Genomic DNA, 20458 nt, shown 5'->3' with positions numbered 1-20458 from the left:
TCCATCGCAAGCAGGGGGGCAGGGGGCAATCGCCCACCACAACAGCCTAGTTGGAGACGAAACGATGCGCTGTCTGAATGTGATTGCGCCCGGACTCGCCATGCTGTCGCATGCGGTACCGGAGGCTGCTGCTGCCACGCCGGATACGCCGGTGAAGATTGTTCTTGTCGGCGACTCGACCATCGCTCAGCAGACCGGTTGGGGCGGCGCGTTTTGCGATCTCCATGTCACGCAGTACGTCGCTTGTGTACCGATGGGGCGCGGCGGCCGAAGCACAAAGACGTACCGCAGCGAGGGGGCGTGGACACTTGCCCTAGACGAGGCGAGCACTGCTGGGTATCCCGCTCGCTATGTCCTTATCGACATGGGGCACAATGACAAGTCGATGAACCCGACGGTCGGAACTGGCTTGTATACCGACTTCCCGGCAAACCTAACTCGAATGGTTCGTGATGTGCGTGATCGCGGAGCCATTCCCGTTTTGGTTACGCCACTGTCAACGCGGCATTTCTCCGGCGGCAAACTCGCTGATTCCATGATCCCCTGGGCGGAAGTCGTTCGCAACGTTGCCAGCCAGACGAACACGCTGGTGCTAGATCTCAACAAGGCGAGCGAGCAGTTGTTTGCCAGGCTTGGTCCTGTGCGATCGATGGATTTCGAAGGGCGACCCTTGACACAGCAAGAGATCGCGGCGGCGAAAGCCGGCACCACGCTGGCTGCGCGTCAAGGCGGCAGCAAGCTGGGCAATCAGGCGGATTACCTGCATCTTAATGCAAGGGGAGCCGACGACATCGCCTCGCTGGTTGCCAAGCTCCTTGCGGCGCGGATCCCCGCGCTGGCAGCACACGTGTTTCCGTGATGGAACGGCGCGTCGGCATGTCTGGCCGCAACCTTCTGGGCACGATCGCCTTTGGTCTCTTCGCCGTGATTGCCGTTACGGGTTGTTCATCGCCTCCCGTGCATGCCGAGACAATCTATGTTTCGCCCGCTGGCACCGACGACAATGACGGCTCGGTAAGCCAAAGCGGCAGTGGCAAGGGAGGTCCTGTTCGGACGATCGCAAGGGCGCAGGCCATTGTCCGGGGCATCCGGGCCGGCCAAGCGGGAGCGTCGATCGGGATCGAATTGGCCGCCGGCGAGTATGTGCTCGATCGCCCGTTGCTGCTCACTCCGGCGGATTCAGGCTCACCGGAGGCACCCTTGCGACTTTACGGGGCGGCGGGCCAAAAGGTGGTTATCAGCGGAGGCCAGCCTATCAGCGGTTGGCAATCCGGTAGCCATGGCGAGCTTGTTGCGAAGATTGACCTCTCGCCTTACGGCGGCGTCTGCCCGAACCAGCTGTTCGTCAATAGCGTGCGGCGATCGCGCCCGCGTTTTCCCGAAGCGGGCACACTCAGCATGGCTGATGTCGATCCCGTTGATGCTCAAAATGCGCCGTCTTCGCTACAATTCACTGCGGGCAAGGGGGACCTTCCGCCCGGTTTCCAGGTTTCCAGCGAGACCGAAATCGTCATTATCGACGCCTGGACTGCGGGACGGATGAGGCTGGTCGGCTTCTCGCCAGATAGTTCCAAGTTCCGGGTGGAAGGCGAGTATCGTGGACGCAAGAGCAGGCCGAAATTCGAAGCGGGCCTTGCCTATTACATCGAGAACCAGCCGGTTGAACGGCTGGCCCCCGGGCAATGGCAGTGCACGGCGGCGCTGTCGCAGATCCGCTATCATCCGATGGCGAGGGAGAGTGCCAAGAGCCTCAAAGCCATTGTGCCTAAACTCACGACGTTGCTGTATCTGCGAGGGGCGAGCGGCGATCCGGTGCATGACGTGACGATCCAGAATATCGATTTCGCGCACGCTGCATGGATCATGCCCCCGACAGGATGGTCGGCGATGCAGTCCGAGATCGGTCTTCCGGCTGCGATCCAGGCCGACAACTGCCAGGGCATTGCATTCCGGAAGATCGGCATCGTTCATGCCGGCGCGCAGGGCATCGAGATCGGGAAGGGCTGTTCGAACGTGGAGCTCGCCAACAGTCGGCTGATCGACCTTGGCGGTGGCGGTGTCCTCATCGGGGCTGCCCTGCGCAAGCCGATGCCCGGCACTGACTGGGAGGGGGGGGCAATATCGAAGTCGCCGACGTCTAACATCCGGATCCTGCACAATACGATCGAGGCGCTCGGCCGAATTCATCTGGCTGGAACAGGGGTCTGGGTTGGCTTGGCGGATCACGCAACGGTTGGCGGCAACAGCATCTCTGATCTTTACTACTCGGGCATATCGGTCGGGTGGGTCTGGAGTGACGAACTCAGCCCGGTCCATGACAACCTAATCGAGGGCAACCGGATCGAAAACTACGGACAGGGCATGCTCTCCGACATGGGCGGGATCTATACACTGGGGCGGCAGTTCGGCACGGTGGTGCGGGGCAACGCGATCGCGAACGGCAGCGCGCGGGCCTATGGCGGCTGGGGCCTTTATGCGGATCGTGGCAGCACCGGCATCGCCTTCATCAACAACAGGATCGGAACGACGACCGCAGAAGCCATGTATGTCCACGAAGCAGGATATCTGCGGATTTTGGAAAACACCAAACTTGGCAACAGCCGGATCAGGATGACCTGTCCGGCCGACTTGCCCAGGGCGCGCGGCGGTGCGCCCGGTTTCACATACGCCTGCACGTTTGCGGGCGACCGTCCAACGCAAGCCGGCATCAAGTGATGGGCCAGACGGCAAGTTTCGCTTGGGGCTGTGCGAGCGCAACTCAGGGTCGTTGCCGGCGCGCGCAGGCTGGGACAGCGTATCTTCAATCGCCCCAACAAGGAGTGGCGTCGTGAATCTGAGATATTTTCCACGTCGCGCTCGCAAGCTGTGGCAACTGTTCCCGGTGTCGGTGTATCGCAGGGGCCTGAAGTTCGGCGTGGCCGCAGCAGTCGAACATGTCGGCGCCATGCGCTCGATGCCCGCCGCGACGGTCATCGATGTTGGTGCCAATATCGGGCAGTTCTCGCTGATGACCCGCGGGATCCATCCGCATGCGATGATCCATGCCTTCGAGCCGCTGCAAGCAATGGCGGACACTTACGCCAAGCTGTTCCGCGATGACAAACGCGTCGCGCTGCATCGCTATGCTGCTGGCTCCAGCGCGTCTACAAGCGAGCTTAATGTGTCGAAGCAGCCCGACAGTTCTTCGATGCTGCCCATTTCGGATCAGCAATCAACGCTGTTTCCAGGAACCGAGAAGGCGGGTGTCGAACAGGTCCGGGTCGAGCGGATCGACGATGTGCTGAACGTCGCGGCGCTGGCGGAGCCGATCCTGGTCAAGCTGGATGTTCAGGGCTTTGAACTCGAGGCGCTCAAAGGCATGCCCAAGGTGCTCGAGCGCGCGCGCTGGGTCTACCTCGAGGCTTCGTTCACCAGTCTCTATGTCGGCCAACCGCTGGGTAACGAGATTGTCGTCTGGCTGAACCGGAACGGGTTCGAGCTGACCGGTGTCTACAACCCAAGCTATTCGCCGGAAGGTACGAACGTGCAGACGGACTTGCTGTTCACACGCGCCGCCGCGTCTGGCTGACGCGGCATCAAGGCCGCCGGAACCCTGGCGACCCTGACGGACGATCGTGGCAATCCGGCGCAAGGCTCTGCCGTGTTGCGCCGGCAATATTGACCCCGTGCGGAGCGACCGTCAGGCTGCTACAGGTTCGCGCTGCTGCGGCTTGGCATCCTTAGCCACAGCATCCATCAACCGCTGATGAACTTCGGTGAGCGGAATGCGCACCGTTTCGCCCCGGCCACGGATGTGGCTGTCAAAATGATAGCCGATGGTCTGGTGGATGCCGTTCTCGATCGATACGAGCGCCAGATGCTCGCGCAGGTCGGTCTGCCGTTCGCCCACCAGCGCGTTCTCCAAGCCTTCGGGCGCCCCATAGTAGGCGACCTGGCAGAACAGCGTATCGCCGCGGTCTTCGACGGAAAACAGCGGTTTGCCTCCGAGTTGTACCGACGCGAGCAGAGCCGCGGCGTCTTGGGCGGCCTCGGAGCTTGAAAAGGCCAGAAGGAAATCGCGCGACATGCGAGGCTTGATCGTCGCGTGCACAATTCCGATCCCTGCCATAAAGGCTTCGAAGTCGACGATGCGATACTGATAATGCATCTTGGAGTTCGGCACCTGGCTCAGGCCGGTCGTGATCATCAGGTGCGTGTCGGGCCGGGCAAGAAACTGGCTCACGATGCCGTCATAGATCTCGTAAATGAACAGCAGCGGATCGACGTTGGCCTCTCCTGCCGTGCTGTACCAACTCGGATTCTGGAAATCGCCCTCGTAGGCCTTGCTCTCGAACATGTGGTGATGCTGGATGTGTGCACCGGCATTGAGGAACAGCGACCCGTAATCCGTGTGGTGCCGATTCATGAGGTGGAGAAACAGATCCGCCAGCAGGCTGTCGAGAATACAGGCTTTGGCCCACTTGTACTTGAGCGCCGTTGGCATGATCCGCAGATAACGCGAGATGGAGGTGCGGCTGAGATAAGGGAACGCCAAGGGCAAGATCTGACGACCAAGGTCGATAGTGGAAAGTTTGGCCGACGCGTTGTTGTTGACCACATCGCGAATGAGGCGAAACAGCTTATCTGCACGAGGATCGGCAGTGATCTCGGTGTTTGTCCACGGATCGGGCAGAAAGAAATCCGGACTCTTGCAGGCATTCACCGCATTCATGGGGGAAATGGCGCCAACCGTGGCCCCGGTTGCCTCCAGCTTCTCCCAGATTTGCAGCTGCGGATGATATACCGCATCACCGAGCCGGAAAATGCGGTGCTCATCGTAGGTCAGTCCGGTGTAGACTGTCGGCCACTGAATCCAGGGCTCAAGATAGGGATAGCCACTTTCCGAAACCGTCTCGAAAATGACATGATTCTGGAGAAAACGGTTGAAACCGGGTAGCTTTCCTTCGGCAGTATACTTCTTGATAAAGTGAAAATTAAGCTCGTTGAGCTCCAAAGATATCACTGCCACTGTTATTCTCCAGTGAAACGATGCCTGCGATCAAACGCTGACGCTTCAGTCAATTAGATCCATACTGGATCTTACTAAGCTGCAATGCAGCATCTGGCAATTGGAAACTGATGTGAGCACGCCCTGCCACAGGTCCGTTGGCCGCGCATTTGGCTCTCGGGTCGTGGTCGCCGCGTAGGGGCAACTCTTAGGCTATGGGTACTGCATCAGTCCGGGCCTCGCAAATCCTCAGTTTGTGTGGATATGTGCCTCGCTGGCGCATGGTATCCCGAATCGTCGGCGCCCGCAGCGCCATTCTGCTCCAGTCGCCCCTCTCTGCTGCCTGCGAACTATCCGAGCTGGTCCGCAAATAGGCAGAGTGAAGGCCCGACACCGCAAATTGGCATTGCATTGCAGCGTGAGAGGGGTAAAGCATTTTTGCAGTTGCACACAATACTGTTTGGGGCCCACATGACTGATACCGCAGCTAAAGTGGCACTTATCACTGGCGTAACGGGCCAAGATGGCGCTTATCTAGTCCGACTACTTCTCGATAAGGGCTACATTGTTCATGGTATGAAGCGGCGCTCTTCTTCATTTAATACTGGTCGCATCGAAGATATTTACGAAGATCCCCATGTTGAGCATCAGCGCTTCCATCTGCATTACGGCGATCTAACGGATTCTACCAACCTGATCCGGATTGTGCAGGAAGTTCAACCGGACGAGATCTATAACCTTGCGGCGCAGAGCCACGTCCAGGTCTCCTTCGAAACCCCGGAGTATACCGCCAACGCGGATGCAATCGGTACGCTGCGCCTGCTCGAGGCGATTCGCATTCTCGGCCTTGAGCGCAAGACCCGCTTCTATCAGGCCTCTACGTCCGAGCTTTATGGTCTCGTACAGGAAGTGCCGCAGCGGGAAACCACCCCGTTCTACCCGCGATCGCCGTATGGCGTTGCCAAGCTCTATGGGTACTGGATCGTCGTCAACTATCGCGAGGCATACGGTATTCACGCCTCAAACGGCATCTTGTTCAATCATGAAAGTCCGCTGCGCGGTGAAACTTTCGTGACCCGCAAGATCACCCGCGCCGCCGCTGCGATAGCTCTTGGCCGTCAGGAAAAGCTCTATCTTGGCAACCTCGATGCAAAGCGTGACTGGGGGCACGCGCGCGAATATGTCCTTGGCATGTGGATGATGCTGCAGCAGGACGAGCCCGACGATTACGTGCTCGCGACCGGCGAGACCACCGAGGTGCGCGAGTTCGTACGCTGGGCGTTTGAGGACGCAGGTATCGCGCTGGACTTCCAGGGCAGCGGAGTCGAGGAACGCGGCATTTGCCGGAAGACAGGCAAGGTCATTGTCGAGATCGATCCACGGTATTTCCGACCGACGGAAGTCGATCTGCTGATCGGTGACCCTACCAAGGCGCACCAGAAACTGGGATGGACGCACGAGACATCCGCGCGTGAACTGGCGCGCGAGATGGTTTTTGCCGATCTTGAAGTGATGCGGGATGCACCGATCAGCAAGGGAGGCTGATCCGCGTACCGATCTTCTGGAGGTTTGATCCCGTGACGTCCAAGCTTTTCAAGCTAGCTGGCAAACGTGTCTATGTCGCCGGACACAAGGGCATGGTCGGCTCGGCGATTGTGCGCCGTCTGGCCGGCGAAAATTGCGAAATCCTGACCTCGGATCGCTCAGTCGACTTGCGCGAGCAAGCCGCCGTGCGAAGCTGGATGGCGGAGCATCGTCCGGACGTCGTCATAGTGGCTGCGGCCAAGGTTGGTGGAATCCTGGCGAACGACAGCCTTCCTGCACAGTTTCTCTATGATAATCTCATGATTGAGGCGAACCTCATCGAGGCGTCCTATCGCACCGGGGCCGAGAAGCTCCTGTTTCTCGGATCATCGTGCATCTACCCGAAGTTTGCAGAGCAACCAATCCGTGAGGATGCCTTGCTGACTGGCCCGCTAGAGCCGACGAACGAGTGGTACGCCGTTGCGAAGATAGCCGGCATCAAGCTGTGTCAGGCGTATCGCAAGGAATACGGTGCCGATTTCATCTCGGCCATGCCGACCAATCTCTATGGGCCGGGTGACAACTACGACCTCAATTCCAGCCACGTCTTGCCGGCGCTTATCCGCAAGGCGCATGAGGCGCGTGAGGCGGGCCTCGCCAGTATCGAGATCTGGGGCACCGGTACTCCGCGGCGCGAGTTCCTGCACGCCGACGATCTGGCGGATGGGTGCATTTTCTTGCTCAAGCATTATTCGGATGCGGAGCACGTCAATCTGGGCTCGGGAACCGATGTCACGATCGCGGAGCTCACTGCTCTCGTATGTGAGATTGTCGGTTTTGGCGGCACCATCGAGCTAGACACGTCAAAGCCTGACGGGACCCCGCGCAAGCTCATGAGTGGCGAGAAAATCGCGGCGATGGGCTGGTCGCCGCGATTGTCCCTGCGCGAAGGCATTGAGGATGCCTACCGGGCGTTTCTGGAAGGCCGTGTCAAGGGAAGCAGCGCCCGGGCACATCCGTCCCGTGCGGTCTAGACGTCCCCGCAGCTATCCGATGTGGTAGGCGAACTTGTAGCTGGTCCCAGCGCTCAGTGCAGCGCTGGTGCGCAATTTCCAGGTTGTCGTCCCGACATCGGCCGGATCGACAAATACGCCTGAACCGCCGGCGTTTCCGGTCGCTGGTCCGATCACCGGAGTGAGCGGCGAGCTGCTCCAGGCATTACCAAACGTTATGGTCGCAAGGATGCCCGTTGTCGGTGCGGTGCCGGTGGTGATGCTGATCACGCCATGTTGGTCGTTTCCGGTGATCGACACCGTCGGGCTGGTGCCAGCTGCTGTACCGGCGGCAATCGTGGGAACGGCTAACGCGGAAAGCATCATGTGCCCGTCCACGATCAAGGTACCCGGAGGATTGCTCGCTGAAGGGGTATAGGCAGCTGTTGCACCCCCGCTGTCGTAGAAGAATGGCGAGACGAGCCCGGTCGCTACCGAAGTCGTGGTGTTTCCCTTCAGCAAGTCATATGTCACAGCGCCGTCCACCGGCATGCCGGTGATGAGGTTGCGCGAGGAGCCAGCAAGCGAGGCAGGGCCATTTGCGATCGTGGCAGCTGGACTGGGTGGCGTCTTGTTGCCGTCCTTGTCGACGGCAACCCAGTAGTAGGTATAGGTGGTGGTTCCCGTTGCGTTTCGCGTGATCGTCGGTGCGGCAGGCGTTCCCAGTGCGCGGATGCGCTGCGCGCCATACGGTGAAACCTCATCGATACCGGGACGGCCATAGATCAGGACGGGCACATTGTCCTTGTCCTGCAAGCAGACGCGCCCCGTGTTGATGTCTCGGGAGATATGGCCGACGTCCATCCTTGCCAGAGCGGGGGTGGAGTCCGGATAAAGACCGGTACTGTATTGATACTCGGTCACACCGTTCACAAAGGTGCGGACGCCCTGATCATAAACTGCGTAAAGGTTGCCTGAGCTGGGCGTCAGGTAGAGATAGGTGTCGGTGACATTGGCGCCGATGAGCACTTGATTGCTTGTGTAGGCACGGCGATTGCCGATAAAGGTTGTGCTGCTGACCAGACCAAAAACGCCGGATGAATTATTGATAACGATCGCGGCCTTTCCCAGCATCGAATCGATATCGACGTTCTCGATCCGATTGTAACGGTTCAGGCCTGTCTGCCCGATCCCGCTATCGATCAGAACGGCCTGGTAGCTGTTGGCGTTTTCCAGTCCGGTATGGGACTCGAGGTAGATGTTCCGGCACGTATGGTGGCCCACATCAACAGTCGAGCTGTTGACCACGGTATTGGTGATCAAGAGGGCGCGCATGCAACCCGATTTGCTGGTGCCGTTGATTGTGTTGACCGACGTGGTGTCACAGGCGGACGCGATCTGATCTACTGTAAAGCGGACGCATCCATCCAGCACGACGCCCGTATCCCAACAGTTGACGAACATGGCGTTGCGGATCGAACATTCCGACCAAGAACCAACCGCACCGGCACGAAACCGCACGCCATACTGCGCGAAGCACGAGTTCGCGCCGCTGCTGCTGATGTAGTCTACGCGATTGACGTGGATGTTTTCGCCGAAAGTCGTCTGATTGTTGCAGACGTCGAGCAGTCCGCCGTAGATGTCCAGAGCGCCAACGTCCTCCATCGCCCAAAAGCGCCAAGAGTCGAGAAAAACGCACCATTTGAGCTGTGCGTTGCCGTCAAAGCGAATGTTGCGAATGCCGCCGCCTTGACCGCGGATGCCAGTCTCGCTCCATGTGAAGAAATAGTCTACAAGATTGGCTGCGCTGATCTGCGTGCTTGCGACTGTCTGCGCGTAATTGACCGTGTAAGTACCCGCACCGCCTGCGCCAGTACCTAGCGCGGTGATTTGCGTGCCCTGTGCCAACCCGGTTCCAGTGAGCGTCTGGCCGACCGCGAACGTGCCGGTAGGCGTGCCGGTAACCGTCATCGTAGTTCCGCTGATTGAGGCGGTTCCTCGTGCTGCCGTTCCACTGCTCAGATCAACGCGCAGGATCGTGGCGCGACCCTCGCCTTCGATGAGGACGTTCTCGTACGGTACCGAGATCGTGTTCAGCCCAGAGGTGCCTGCGCCGAACTTGAACCGGTAATATCCAGCCGGGATAAACAGGATCCCGCCGCCGTTTGGATTGTAAGCGCCGGTCCCGACGAAATCCACGGCGTTCTGAAGGGCCCTCGTATTGTCCACATTGAGCGGGCTGACACCAAACCAGGCTGCATTTATGGGGCCATTGAAGATCCGCTTCCAGCGTCCCGCGCCTCCGGATGCCGGTGCAAGGACGGTGCCGGTGTTGTCGAGCGATGTGCTGTCGGTGGCGTCCCAGCGCCAGTCACCGCCGCCTTTGGTGTCAAGACTGTTGAGGGCGCTTTCGGTGGCTACGATGTCCCCGTCCTTCAAGAACTGGGTTGGTGCATTTCGCAATGCAGTTACGGTGGCATAGCCCTTGAGCGTGGCAAGCACATCCTCGACCGTCCCGCCATTGGCGACGCCGATCATCGACGCGCCCTTCCCGGCCACGTTGGAGCCGACGTCGTTGCAGAACCGCTGGCTCTGCATTGCGATGGTGCGGGCAAAATTGTCCGTTGGCATGATGCTCAACTCCCTGCGCGAATGAGTAGGGTAGCGCCGGCGCCCTGGCGCGAGCGCAAGAAGCAACCACCGGGCAAGCGATAGCGGCCGGGGGCGTTTGCCTGCGTCAGCAACAAGCCATTCTTGTCCCAGAGATTGCAGTCATTGTAGTTGACGCCGTCGAAGCTGTCCTGAAAAACGTAAGGTGTCGTCGGCGCTCCGACGATCTGTATTTCGACTTCGGAGTACATGCGTGCGTTGAATGCCGTTGTGGGCACCCACGAACTTGGCAATATCGCTGGAAGTGCCGTGATTTCGGCGAAAGTGTCGTCGCCCATGTCGATGAGCCGCTTTTGGCGGTTGCCGATGGTTGTGTAGGTGTAATCTGGCATGGCAGACTCCTGTCGGAACGGGTCGATGGAGTTCCGGACAAATGGTGGAAATTGCTCGCTTGGTGTTCTTTGTTTGTTCCAAAAGCATTCCTACAAGTCAACAGAAAACAACCTATTTGGTTACTTGAGGAGAGTGGAACCTGCGCCCAATGAGAGTCCCAGATGCTGGACCTGGGTGACCACAGGACCGCCTTTGGCCAGCATATTGGCGCAAAAGCTGACTTCATGAGCCACGCTGCACACACGGTGTGTATGTGCGCCCGTCCACCGAAAATCTTCGAGGAACCGCTTGTGCTAAGCTGCAAGTAGAGCTCGGGTCCTCGGCGCAGTAACCTCCCGGTGCGATGGGGGGCGAAGTGGGGACGGCCGTGCCAAAGAGCCCGCTGCGTTGCTGAGACGTCAGTGCGGCCTTTCCTGCTGGCCGCAGCTGCAAATTCAACACAACCAGTCGGGCTGCCACGCGTCAGCCGATGGCGTCGAGACTTACATCATCAAGATGGACGGGCAGGTGCGGGGCCAGCCAGAAGATTAGTTGGCGCCCCGCACAGTCATTACCGATCGAGAAATCCTGGTACCAAGCGTCGGACTCTCCGGCGATGACCATCCCACCCAACGCAAAGCTCAGATCACTCTTGCAGGTGAGGGAAACGCGCAAGCCCTTCGTCTGCGACTGCGGTGTATCAGGCGTGTGCCAAACCAGACGATATCGGCCGGGTTTTAAAACAACAAACTGCCGGACGATCGGCAGGGTAATCGATGCGGTCACTTCGAGGGCGAGGCTCCGATTTCCCGATGGATCCTGAGCGATCGAGATGTTGGCATCGCCTCGGTTGAATAGCTGCCAGTCAAATGCGGTCGTCGTTTTGAGCGTGTCAAAGTGCTCGAAGCTGCCGTCATACACCAGAGAATGCGACGTTCCGCAGTTTAGCCGCCAAACTGACTGTGCTTCATCGATCAATCCAAGATCAATGAGGCGTTGAGAAATCTTCTCCGAGTCCGCACAGGCCCAAACGCCCTTGCCTGTCCGGCGCATGAGGTCGACGCGCTGTAGCACCTGATCAGCCGGTAAGTGCCACACCTCGCTCATAAGCGGCTTCGCCCAGATCGGAGCCAGTTTCAGCCGATCCGCAAGCGCAGCGCGTCCTTCGGGTGTGGCCGCGATGGCGGACACGAAGCGGTCGCGCTCTTCGGTCAATGGCGCTTGCCGAAGAATGGCGTCCAGCCGCTGTGCACCGATCTGATAGTCGCCGCCTTGAAGGGCCTGATCCAGCCAGTAGATCTGGGTCATTGTATCGCGCCAACCTAGTTGGCCTGAGACCGAAAAGCTCCTATTGGCTGCAGAAAACTGCTGTGCATAAAGCTGCGAACGACCGAGTATCGATACCGCCTGCGCCGAAATCGGGTCCGACAAGATCGCGCGGCGCGCATAGGGTATCGCGCTCGCGGGCCCTGTCCTCACAAAGGCAAGCAGTGCCTTTGCCCGCGCTGCACCAGTATCATACGGCCAGCCGACATAGCTCGGAGAGCTTGGGAATTCCCGCGCCTGCCGGTCCGAACCACTCAGTAGAGCCACAATGGCAAGTCCGATCAGACCTCCCACCGCTGCTGCTCTGCCAAGGCGCGCGATGGCACCGGAGACGCGTTGCTCCCGCATTCGGCTCAGCTCGTCGAGGAGTTGCTGTACTGGTAGTAGCTGTACCCGTAATATTCTGAGTAACGGTTGCCCGTATCAGTTGGGTCAAACTTGGTCAGCACACCACCTATGATATTGGAACGCATGCTCCTCAGGCGGCGCAACGAGGCCTTGAGGGAACCACGGCGGCTGCGGTCTGACTGGATTACGACGACCACACTCTCGACCAGCGCCGCGAGAACGGGCGCGTCTGCAAGACCGAGAACCGGCGGGCTGTCAATCAATACGAGATCGTAGCGTTTAGAAAGATCATCGATCAACTGATGCATCGCGATCGAACTAAGCAGTTCTGTAGGGCTCGGGGGGATTGGGCCTGACGTTACCACATCCAAATTCTCGACATCAGTCTTGCGGATGGCGTCATCGATCGAGCACTGCGCCGTCAGAATGCTAGAAACGCCCTGGCTGTTGTCGCCGTTGAGTGACGCAATAGAACGATGTAGCGCCGGTCGCCGAAGGTCGACGTCAAGCAGAACAACGCGTCGGCCAAGACGGGCGATACCTGCTGCAACAGCATAACAAGTGGTCGATTTGCCTTCCGACGGTTGCGAGCTGGTAATCAGCATGGTTTTGGGCAGGCCAGACGAGGTCGAGTAGAGCAAAGCGCTCCGCAGCGAGTTGTGGCCTTCGCTGATAGGCGACTTTGGATCGAGCATCGCCAGGTCGAGGTCGAGTTCCGGGACAAGCGGAATGACGCCGAGCAACGGCATCTGCAGCTTGCCCTCGACGTCCTCGGGTACCTTGACCGTGTCATCAAGCTGGGTGCGAAGATAGACGAACACCGCAGCAATGCTCAGGCCTGCCAGCATCGCGAGCAGAAGATTGCGGAACAGATTGGGCGACGTCGGACGGATCGGCGCAATGGCAGGGTCGATGATCGAGATATTGCTGACACTGATCCCGGCCGCCGCGTTGAGCTCTTTGAATCGTTGCAGAAGACCCTCATAGACAGTCCGGTTGGTGTCGGCCTCGCGCTCAAGGATACGATACCGCACCAAGCGATCTTGCTCCTCAAGTGAAGACCCTTTGAGCCGCATCACTTCGCTTTTGAGGCTGCGTTCAAGCTGCCGCGCAGCATCGTACTGCTGCTTCACTGAGAGGCTTATGCTGTGTGCCAGTGAATTGATCTGCGCATCGATAACGCCGACTTGGGCCTTAAGTTGCAGTACTGCAGGATAGTCTTCAAGATGACTGGCGCGCTGCTTCTCAAGCTCGGCGGTCACGCGAGCACGATCAGCCAACAGCGAAGTGATGGCAGGATTTGCGAGTACCTCGGTCGAATTCAGCGCCGATGATCCGGAGATCAGTCGCCACCGTTGTTCGGCCGCGATCCTGGCGGCCTCGGCCTGGTTGGCCGCGGTGTTGACCTCCAAAAGGCTTTTCGTGGTTACAGAGCTTCCTGCTCCGCCACTGCCTGAACCGTCACTAGATCCGTCACGATCACGAATAATGCCCGCTTCTCTGGCGTATGCGTTCAGTTCGCGCTCAGATTGCTCTAGCTTCGCTCGTGCTTCATAAAGCTGTCCGGAAATAAATTCCCGCGCATAGGCCGAGCTGTCAAACCGCCGCTGAAGGTTGGTCTGAATATATTCCGATGCAAACGCGTTCGCGATTTGCGCGGCTAATTCGGGCTGCGTGCTGTTAAAGCTGACAGTTGCGAGGCGGGTCTTGCGCGGAAGATCCACGCCACGCGCAGCATCAATCGCATTGATAGTGACGTCTTCGAGCTTTTCCTTGGAAATGTCTCCACTCGGACGCCGAATTCCCATGGCGTCATAGAACTTTGGATTCCCGATTAGTCGGAGTTTCTGGGCAACCCGCTCGGCCAGCGCGCGGCTCTTGAGAATGTCGACCTGGGTTTGGAGGAAGCGCTCGGTATCCGATGCCACTACCACCGGATCTTGCATGGTGTCATTCTGTTTACCCAGAACCTGCGCCGATTGGTCGTTGATCTGGATGGTGGTTTCGGCCGTATAGCGCGGCGTTTGCAGCATCGTCACAACGGTTGCGATCGTAAGTGAGGCAGCGACGATGATGACAATGACGACAAGATTTGCGCGAATGATCGCAATGATCTCGCGAATATCGAATGACATTTCGCTATCCGCATCCGGACTGACGTCACCGTAACTGCCGTAGCTAGCAGACGATGCAACCTGCTCGGGAACGAGTGCGTTCTCGGCGCGATCTGAAGATGAGGTGATCTGTTGCACAATACCGCCGTGGTTAAAACCGAGTGAAGACGTTGAACAAAGGCGCCGCCGTCAGGACATCGCGGTAGATCGATTTCGCCTGCGAGAAGCCAACCACGACAACATCTCCACCCAGAATTTGTGGGTCGGGATCTCGACCCGCGCGAATTCGAGCCAAGTCAAAGCGTGCCGCCATGCGCTGGTTGTTGATCGTGCGAAACACAACAACCTCATTTAGCTTTGCAATCCTGGTCGGACTTTGTGCCAGAGCGATGGCACCGAGCAACGTGGTCTGACCATCAATGGGATAAGAGCCAGCCTTCAAAACCTGGCCTTCGACGGTCACCACCTGCCCGGTTTGCTCGACGACGTTCAGAGTCACACCCGGATTGCGAAGGTATCGCGCGCCGAGTTTTGTGGCGATCAAAGTTGAAGCCTGTGCCGGTGTCAACTTCGCGACTGCAACCGGGCCAATGAGAGGCACCTGAATGAAGCCAGCATCGTCGACTGGCAACTTTTCGAGTGTTAGTTCGGGTTCGCCGAACACCGCAAGTGAAACGATATCACCGGGCGTGATAAGGTATTGATCTGGTGCAGTCGCCTTGTCGATCGGCGGCATGATGGCATACGCCGCGTCTCGAACCGGCAATGCGCTATACAACTGGGATGAACATCCGGTGATGGCCAGACTGACCGAAAGCAGGACGTGGGCCGCTATTTTTTTCACTTTTTACAATGCCCTCTCAAGCGATAGCCTGCCCTGTGTTGTCGACGATGCCAGCTTCTCTGGCGGAGCGCAACATCGGATCGCGGCCCAGGAAACCTCGCTCTCATGGCTCGTTTCGCTGCGATGCGGTGGGCTCAAATAGAAATGCCAACGCTGTTGCGGAAAGGATCGCCAAGGCCATACTCCGCATAGGATAATCGACGATCGCGTGAAGCCCCTCAATGATTAGGACGCCGGTCCCAAAGGCAACCTGCGCACGTCTCGCCGGTGCGACCCCCGCGCGGTTTGAGCTGATTATGGCGCGCACGGCAAACCAGCCGATAACAAGGATGACAATTCCAAGAACGACAAGCCCTGGGAGACCGGCTTCCAGGGTCCATTCGAGCCAATCATTGTGCGCGCGGACGGGTGATGTCATATCGACCACATCTAGTCTTTCAGCCGCTTCGAGCATTGGCACAATTGTGCCAATGCCGCTGCCGAAAGGCCAAACTTGCCCGATGGCATACCACGTGTCCGCCCATAGGTCCCATCTTGCCTCAGTGGTTATCGAAAAGCGCGCGATGACCTTCTGAACAGATTGCAACTGGGCCAATGTCGTCGCTGTGAGGGCCAGTAAAATGAGCACCCCCCCAAACCACCGCAGCATGTTGATGCGCCGATGCAGGACTGGCCAAAATATTCCGAAAAGTACCAGAGCCGCAGGCAGGAGCAGGGCGATGCCGGTCCTTGATCCTGTCATCAATACGCCTACGAGGAAAGCTGGTAACCCGAGGGCGACTACCCCCATAGTCAGCAGATGCTGGCGACCATCGTCGAGCCGGACTGCGCCAAGCACTCCAATCGCCAGCAAGGCGATCATCAGAACATCGCATTCCGCGTTGCGGTTGGCCTGAAAGCCGACGAGGAAGCCTTCGCTGTACTGGTTGTAGAGAGACCAGTTCCAGCCACCTGTCTGCGAAAGTTGAAGGACGCCGAGGATCAGCGAAAGGATGCCTCCGCCGATGATTGCGGCACAGAGCAGGGTACGCCCTTGCAACGAAAGCCGGGAGACCTGAATCATCACCAGCACAGGGCAAATCATAGCGATGAGCGACGCGAATGTCCTGGCAGGAGCCATGCTCAACGGCATCCAAACCCCGACGGCACCGGCTGCCGCAAGTGCCTGCGCTTCAATCGACCGATTTGGCAGAGCTTGCCAGAGCGATGGTGGTAGCGGGATCAGCTGGGCCACCGGAAGGACAAGGATGAGTGCTGCGAGAAGCCATGCACCAGGATGGACTGGACCGAGGCCGTGCTGCCATCTCACTGACCCCACGAGCGGGATCATTGTCAATGCTATCAGAACCTGCAGAACCATCTCGGTCTGCGGGTTTACTGTCCCGCCGCCGCCGAGCATCATCGCGAGCAGCAATATCAGCATGCAAAGTGCTGGACCGGGGAGCCAGCGCTTGTTCAGGGCTGGCACGATATCGGCAACCGTAGCAGGATTACGCCGCTTTTCGATTTGACGCCCGCCGTCGATTGCCATGGAATTCAACCCACCCGGCATTTCAAACCCACTCCCACAAGCAATCCCGATTTTGAGCGATTCAGAGGGAGTCCCAAATATCTGGTGCTACCAGAGGCTTGCGCCAACAGCAGAGCTTGGCGAAGATACTCGGGAAAACGGAGCCTACGAAAAGGGCCCGCAACTCAAAATTGCGGGCCCTTCAAGATCAAATCTGGGAAATAAACCTTCAGCCGCCAGTGCTATCCGATTTGGTAGCTTCGTAAAGCGCGAACCCACCAGCGCCGGCAGCCAGAATGGAGAGGCCAATGTCCGCCCCGCTGACTTCGCGAGATTCGCGCGACACCGGCGCGGTGGTCCGCACTGCCTTCACCTTCTTTACCGAGATGACACCCGGCGTTGCGGCTGCGGCGCGCACGGGCTCCGCGTTCGCGGCGGTGCCGGCAAACGCCACGCAAATCGTGGCCGCACTGGCCAAGGCGATCTTAAACAGGCTCATTGTCCCACACTCCATTAACTCTACAGGATGTCGTTTAGTGAACTTTAGTGATTCGTTCAACCCGAATATTGTCCCGCGCGAACCTTTATGCTGCGCCAGCGAAGCGCAAAAAATTCCGTATGTTTAAGCGTATCGCACTCAATGTTGCTGCAAATTCGCATCTGCAAACGGTTTGCCGCGCTGCGTAACCAGCTTATCTCAAAACGCTCTATCATGTACCAAAACAGCAAACGTCGCAAAAATGATCTTCATATCGCGAACGGCTGTCCAGCCATCGAGATATTCGAGATCCGCCTGAAGCCGGCTGGCCAGGTCCTGCTCCGAATCGGTTGCGCCGCGCAAACCGCGAATCTGGGCCAGGCCCGTGAGCCCAGGCTTCAGCGAGTGCCGCAACAAATACCGCGGATCGACTTCCCAGAACCGCTTTTGCCCAGCGAGCGACCCGATCGCGTGTGGACGCGGGCCGACAATGCTCATGTCGCCGCGCAGTACATTTAGCAGTTGGGGAAGCTCATCGATGCTGCTTCTCCGAATGAAGCGTCCGGTTCGGGTAATACGATCATCATCCCGGCTGGCTGAGCGGGTACCGGACGCATCGAGTTTCTCGACGCGCATTGACCTAAACTTGTAGATCCAGAACAGGCGGTTGTTCCGACCTTGCCGTTGCTGAAGGAAGAACACCGGGCCGCGATCTTCTAGCCAGATCAGCAAGGCGACGACCATCAGCAGTGGTGCCAGCGCAAGGATCGCGCCGCCGGCAATGCTAAGGTCCATCACGCGTTTGACTGCCCGTGCCCTAAGGCCGAGCGGACCGACGGATACGACAAGCGATCCGAAGCCATTTCCGCGACCGGCTCCTAGCACCCCAAGTTCCTGCACTTCGGGGTCCACGATCTCGCCGCAGATATTGGATCCTTTGAACACGAGCGCCCAGTCCTTGCGGCGTTCTTGCGGGCATGTGACGATCACCCGGTCCATGTTGGTCAGGAACATGCCAAGCCGATCGAGCATGTGCGGGTCGCTGCGATCAGGACGCAGACGGTGTTCGCGCGTATCAATATGCCATGCATGAGGCACCCGAACCGGGCTGCCCCCATCATCAATGACCAGAACATTCTGCGCTGTCGGCCCACAGCTTGACCGAATGAGAGGCTGCGCCATCGCTCTCGCCCACGCCATAATGCAGGCAATGACGAAGAGGCTGCCAACGGTGGAGACGCGTGAAAACTGCTCGCTCGATCGCGTGAAGAAAGCGATGAAGATCAACATGGTCAGTGCGATCGCCATGGCAAGCATGGAACGCGCCTGTGAAAAGCGAAGCGATGTAAGGGCCTGAATGGAGTAAGTGCGGGTCATCAAGGCCGCACCCCAATACAGCGGAACGCACAAATTGATCTGTTGGATGGTTTGCGGATCGTAAGCGTGACCCAGGTAGAGCAGGCTGACCAGCAAAGACGCACCGACGATGATGAGACCATCGGTCAGCATCAGCAGGAGGTAGGCCTGAAGCCGACGCCTCTCGAGCGAAGGTGCAAGCGGAAGCTTAAGCTGTCGTTTTACGCCAGCCGTTCCATCGCCCCCCTTCCCGGTGAGCGACGTGACAATATCCTTGTCTCGCTGCAACGTCGTCATCGCATATGCACCTTCATGAACCGCTTGGAATCAGCGCTCCGGTTGTGCGACCCGGACGACAAAAGCTCTTATTAGCAGCTACCTCGATATCGGTAGGAATGCTGCGTTGCAATACGTACAGCGTTGCAGAGTAAAAACAAGTGAGTCGTTCAGGCATGGCGCTCAGCCAATCCGACCGTTGCGGCAGATCGTAGGGGATCAGCGTGCCGCGGCTCTCGCGATATCCGCAAGTCCTTGAGAGAGAGCGATTTCGCCATTTCGATTGTCGGCCAGCAATTGACGGTGAAGGATCGTTAGTCGCTCGACGAGACGCGCCAACTTGCGGCCGCGCCACCGTCTTAGCTGTTGAGACAAGTCGGGCTTGTCCCGAAAAAAAACACGCCGCGCGGCCATCTCCTGCTCGAGGAATGCGTTGATGTCACTGCGCCCACGCATGCGTCCGGCTAGTTGGACAAGCTGTGCGGCACGCCGCTCAAAAGCTAGCAGAACACCCACAGGATTGAGTTCCAGTTCCTGCATCCGTGCCAACTCGGCTGCCAGCCGTGCTGTATCTCCGGCGAGGACAGTGTTCAGAAGCGGCAAGAAGCTGTCGTCTTCGCTGACCGCGCCGATTGCATCGAGTGATGCAGCGTCTGCTCGGCGTGGCGATTCGGGGCTCGCGTCGAGATAGAGCGCCAGTTTGTCGATTTCGCTGCGTGCCATACGCGTATCCAGCGCCGCTCCGCGCGCGATCCGTTCCGCTAACTCGTCGGTCAGATGCAGCCCTGCCGGGCCTGCCATCTCGCGCACCGCGCGCGTCACGGACGCAATGTCGGGCGGATGGAACATCGTCACGAGGGCATCGGGCCGATCCGCCAGCAGTTTGGCGATGCGCGATTTGTCTGTCGCTGATGTGGCAACAACAAACACGGGCCAGCCCTTCACCGGGCTCGTCAGCAGCGTTTCGACCGCATCGTAGGCTTCGTCTCCTGCGCAGCGCACGTGGATCTGACGCTGGTCGCCGAAAAGAGAAACCGACCGTGCTTCGTCTGCAAGGCGCACCGGGTCACGGCGTAACTCCGCACCGGATAATTCGATCCGCTCGTATTGCCCTTGCTTCGTCGCAATGTGCGCGGCCAAGCGCGCTGCCGCATCTGCCGCCCCGGCTTCGTCCGGTCCGCAGAAATAGAACAGCGAGGCGTCGGCCGCGGCGCGCGTCATCTGGCTGGCAAAGTTTTTCTGGGTCGCCTTCACGGCGCAATCAGCCTGTCTGGCGCAGCTTTGTGGCGACGCGGGTCACGATCTGGTCCGCGACCTCGTGACTGAGGTTCTCGAGCGCAGTTTGCTCGGCCGCAATCACGGCATACTCACTGGAGACGATATCGATGCCCGCGTCCGCGCCTGCGGTGGCATCGAGAACGATCTTGCCGCTTGAAAGGTCGACCAGTTGGTAGCGCGCCCGCAGCGTCCGCCTCTCGCGCGTAACCGCGTCGTTGGAGAGGAGGCCGAGCCCTTGAAGTTGTTCATCAAGGCGCACATCGAGGCGGTAGCGCGGAGTAGCTTGTGCGCCAGCGCCAAGATGGCCCACAAGCGCAGCACGGACAAGCCAGCCCGCCTTGCCCTCGATCGATGATACGTCCACTCCAGCGAGTGCTCTGGCAACGCTCCCGCTTCCACCGCCCGCGTACATAGGTTGCAAGGCACAGCCGCCCAGCAACACC

At 58.9% G+C, this 20458-nt stretch carries 16 protein-coding genes; 6 read left to right on the top strand and 10 right to left on the bottom strand.

Annotation, left to right across the window (positions count from 1 at the left end):
* Positions 1-64 precede the first annotated feature (64 nt).
* The 3 genes from AQZ52_RS01610 (at position 65) to AQZ52_RS01600 (ending at position 3568) form a co-directional block, all read left to right on the top strand.
* A complete protein-coding gene (locus AQZ52_RS01610) occupies positions 65-859 on the top strand; it encodes a GDSL-type esterase/lipase family protein (RefSeq protein WP_067906208.1) in 795 nt (264 codons plus the stop codon).
* Between the two features lie 17 nt (positions 860-876).
* Positions 877-2715: a right-handed parallel beta-helix repeat-containing protein gene (locus AQZ52_RS01605; RefSeq protein WP_169793701.1), complete on the top strand. Its 1839-nt coding sequence runs from the start codon at positions 877-879 to the stop codon at positions 2713-2715.
* A gap of 112 nt (positions 2716-2827) precedes the next feature.
* Complete coding sequence (locus tag AQZ52_RS01600; protein WP_156424744.1) at positions 2828-3568, top strand: FkbM family methyltransferase; 741 nt, start codon at positions 2828-2830, stop codon at positions 3566-3568.
* 111 nt (positions 3569-3679) lie between these two features.
* On the opposite strand, the gene AQZ52_RS01595 is transcribed toward AQZ52_RS01600, so the two are convergent.
* A complete protein-coding gene (locus AQZ52_RS01595) occupies positions 3680-5008 on the bottom strand; it encodes a hypothetical protein (RefSeq protein ID WP_156424743.1) in 1329 nt (442 codons plus the stop codon).
* A gap of 450 nt (positions 5009-5458) precedes the next feature.
* On the opposite strand from AQZ52_RS01595, the gene gmd reads away from it, so the two are divergent.
* On the top strand, positions 5459-6532 hold the full coding sequence (gmd, locus tag AQZ52_RS01590) for a GDP-mannose 4,6-dehydratase (protein ID WP_067906204.1): 1074 nt from the start codon (positions 5459-5461) through the stop codon (positions 6530-6532).
* A 32-nt stretch (positions 6533-6564) separates the two neighbouring features.
* Positions 6565-7545, top strand: a complete 981-nt coding sequence (fcl, locus tag AQZ52_RS01585; protein ID WP_067906203.1) for a GDP-L-fucose synthase — start codon at positions 6565-6567, stop codon at positions 7543-7545.
* 12 nt (positions 7546-7557) lie between these two features.
* Here fcl and AQZ52_RS01580 read toward each other — a convergent pair whose 3' ends face one another.
* The 6 genes from AQZ52_RS01580 to AQZ52_RS01555 all read right to left on the bottom strand — a co-directional run bounded on the left by AQZ52_RS01580 (position 7558) and on the right by AQZ52_RS01555 (position 16648).
* Positions 7558-10134 carry a hypothetical protein gene (locus tag AQZ52_RS01580; RefSeq protein ID WP_067906202.1) on the bottom strand — a complete coding sequence of 859 codons (2577 nt, stop codon included), beginning with the start codon at positions 10132-10134 and terminating at the stop codon, positions 7558-7560.
* A 5-nt stretch (positions 10135-10139) separates the two neighbouring features.
* Positions 10140-10505: a hypothetical protein gene (locus tag AQZ52_RS01575; RefSeq protein ID WP_067906201.1), complete on the bottom strand. Its 366-nt coding sequence runs from the start codon at positions 10503-10505 to the stop codon at positions 10140-10142.
* Positions 10506-10968: 463 nt separating this feature from the next.
* On the bottom strand, positions 10969-11793 hold the full coding sequence (locus AQZ52_RS01570; protein ID WP_067906200.1) for a hypothetical protein: 825 nt from the start codon (positions 11791-11793) through the stop codon (positions 10969-10971).
* A gap of 371 nt (positions 11794-12164) precedes the next feature.
* Positions 12165-14411, bottom strand: a complete 2247-nt coding sequence (locus tag AQZ52_RS01565) for a GumC family protein (RefSeq protein ID WP_240481405.1) — start codon at positions 14409-14411, stop codon at positions 12165-12167.
* 13 nt (positions 14412-14424) lie between these two features.
* The gene (locus AQZ52_RS01560) at positions 14425-15117 is read right to left on the bottom strand and encodes a polysaccharide biosynthesis/export family protein (RefSeq protein ID WP_240481404.1); all 693 of its coding nucleotides are present in this window, start codon (positions 15115-15117) and stop codon (positions 14425-14427) included.
* A gap of 103 nt (positions 15118-15220) precedes the next feature.
* Positions 15221-16648 (bottom strand): O-antigen ligase family protein, encoded by a 1428-nt coding sequence (locus AQZ52_RS01555; protein ID WP_067906198.1) that lies wholly within the window; start codon positions 16646-16648, stop codon positions 15221-15223.
* A gap of 287 nt (positions 16649-16935) precedes the next feature.
* Between AQZ52_RS01555 and AQZ52_RS18360 the strand changes: the two genes are divergently transcribed.
* Entirely contained in the window at positions 16936-17253 is a 318-nt protein-coding gene (locus tag AQZ52_RS18360; protein ID WP_156424742.1) for a hypothetical protein, read from the top strand.
* Positions 17254-17324: 71 nt separating this feature from the next.
* Here AQZ52_RS18360 and AQZ52_RS18970 read toward each other — a convergent pair whose 3' ends face one another.
* From AQZ52_RS18970 to lptE, 3 genes are all read right to left on the bottom strand, one after another.
* The gene (locus tag AQZ52_RS18970) at positions 17325-18758 is read right to left on the bottom strand and encodes a sugar transferase (RefSeq protein WP_240481403.1); all 1434 of its coding nucleotides are present in this window, start codon (positions 18756-18758) and stop codon (positions 17325-17327) included.
* A 198-nt stretch (positions 18759-18956) separates the two neighbouring features.
* Entirely contained in the window at positions 18957-19991 is a 1035-nt protein-coding gene (gene holA / locus AQZ52_RS01540; protein WP_067906196.1) for a DNA polymerase III subunit delta, read from the bottom strand.
* 7 nt (positions 19992-19998) lie between these two features.
* Positions 19999-20427 (bottom strand): LPS assembly lipoprotein LptE, encoded by a 429-nt coding sequence (gene lptE / locus AQZ52_RS01535; RefSeq protein WP_082697489.1) that lies wholly within the window; start codon positions 20425-20427, stop codon positions 19999-20001.
* Positions 20428-20458: the final 31 nt, after the last annotated feature.

Origin of the sequence: Novosphingobium fuchskuhlense (assembly GCF_001519075.1) — a bacterium.
In the GTDB taxonomy this organism is placed as follows: Bacteria; Pseudomonadota; Alphaproteobacteria; order Sphingomonadales; family Sphingomonadaceae; genus Novosphingobium; species Novosphingobium fuchskuhlense.
Note: the sequence above shows the minus strand (reverse complement) of the source record. Positions and strands in the feature narration are given on the sequence as shown.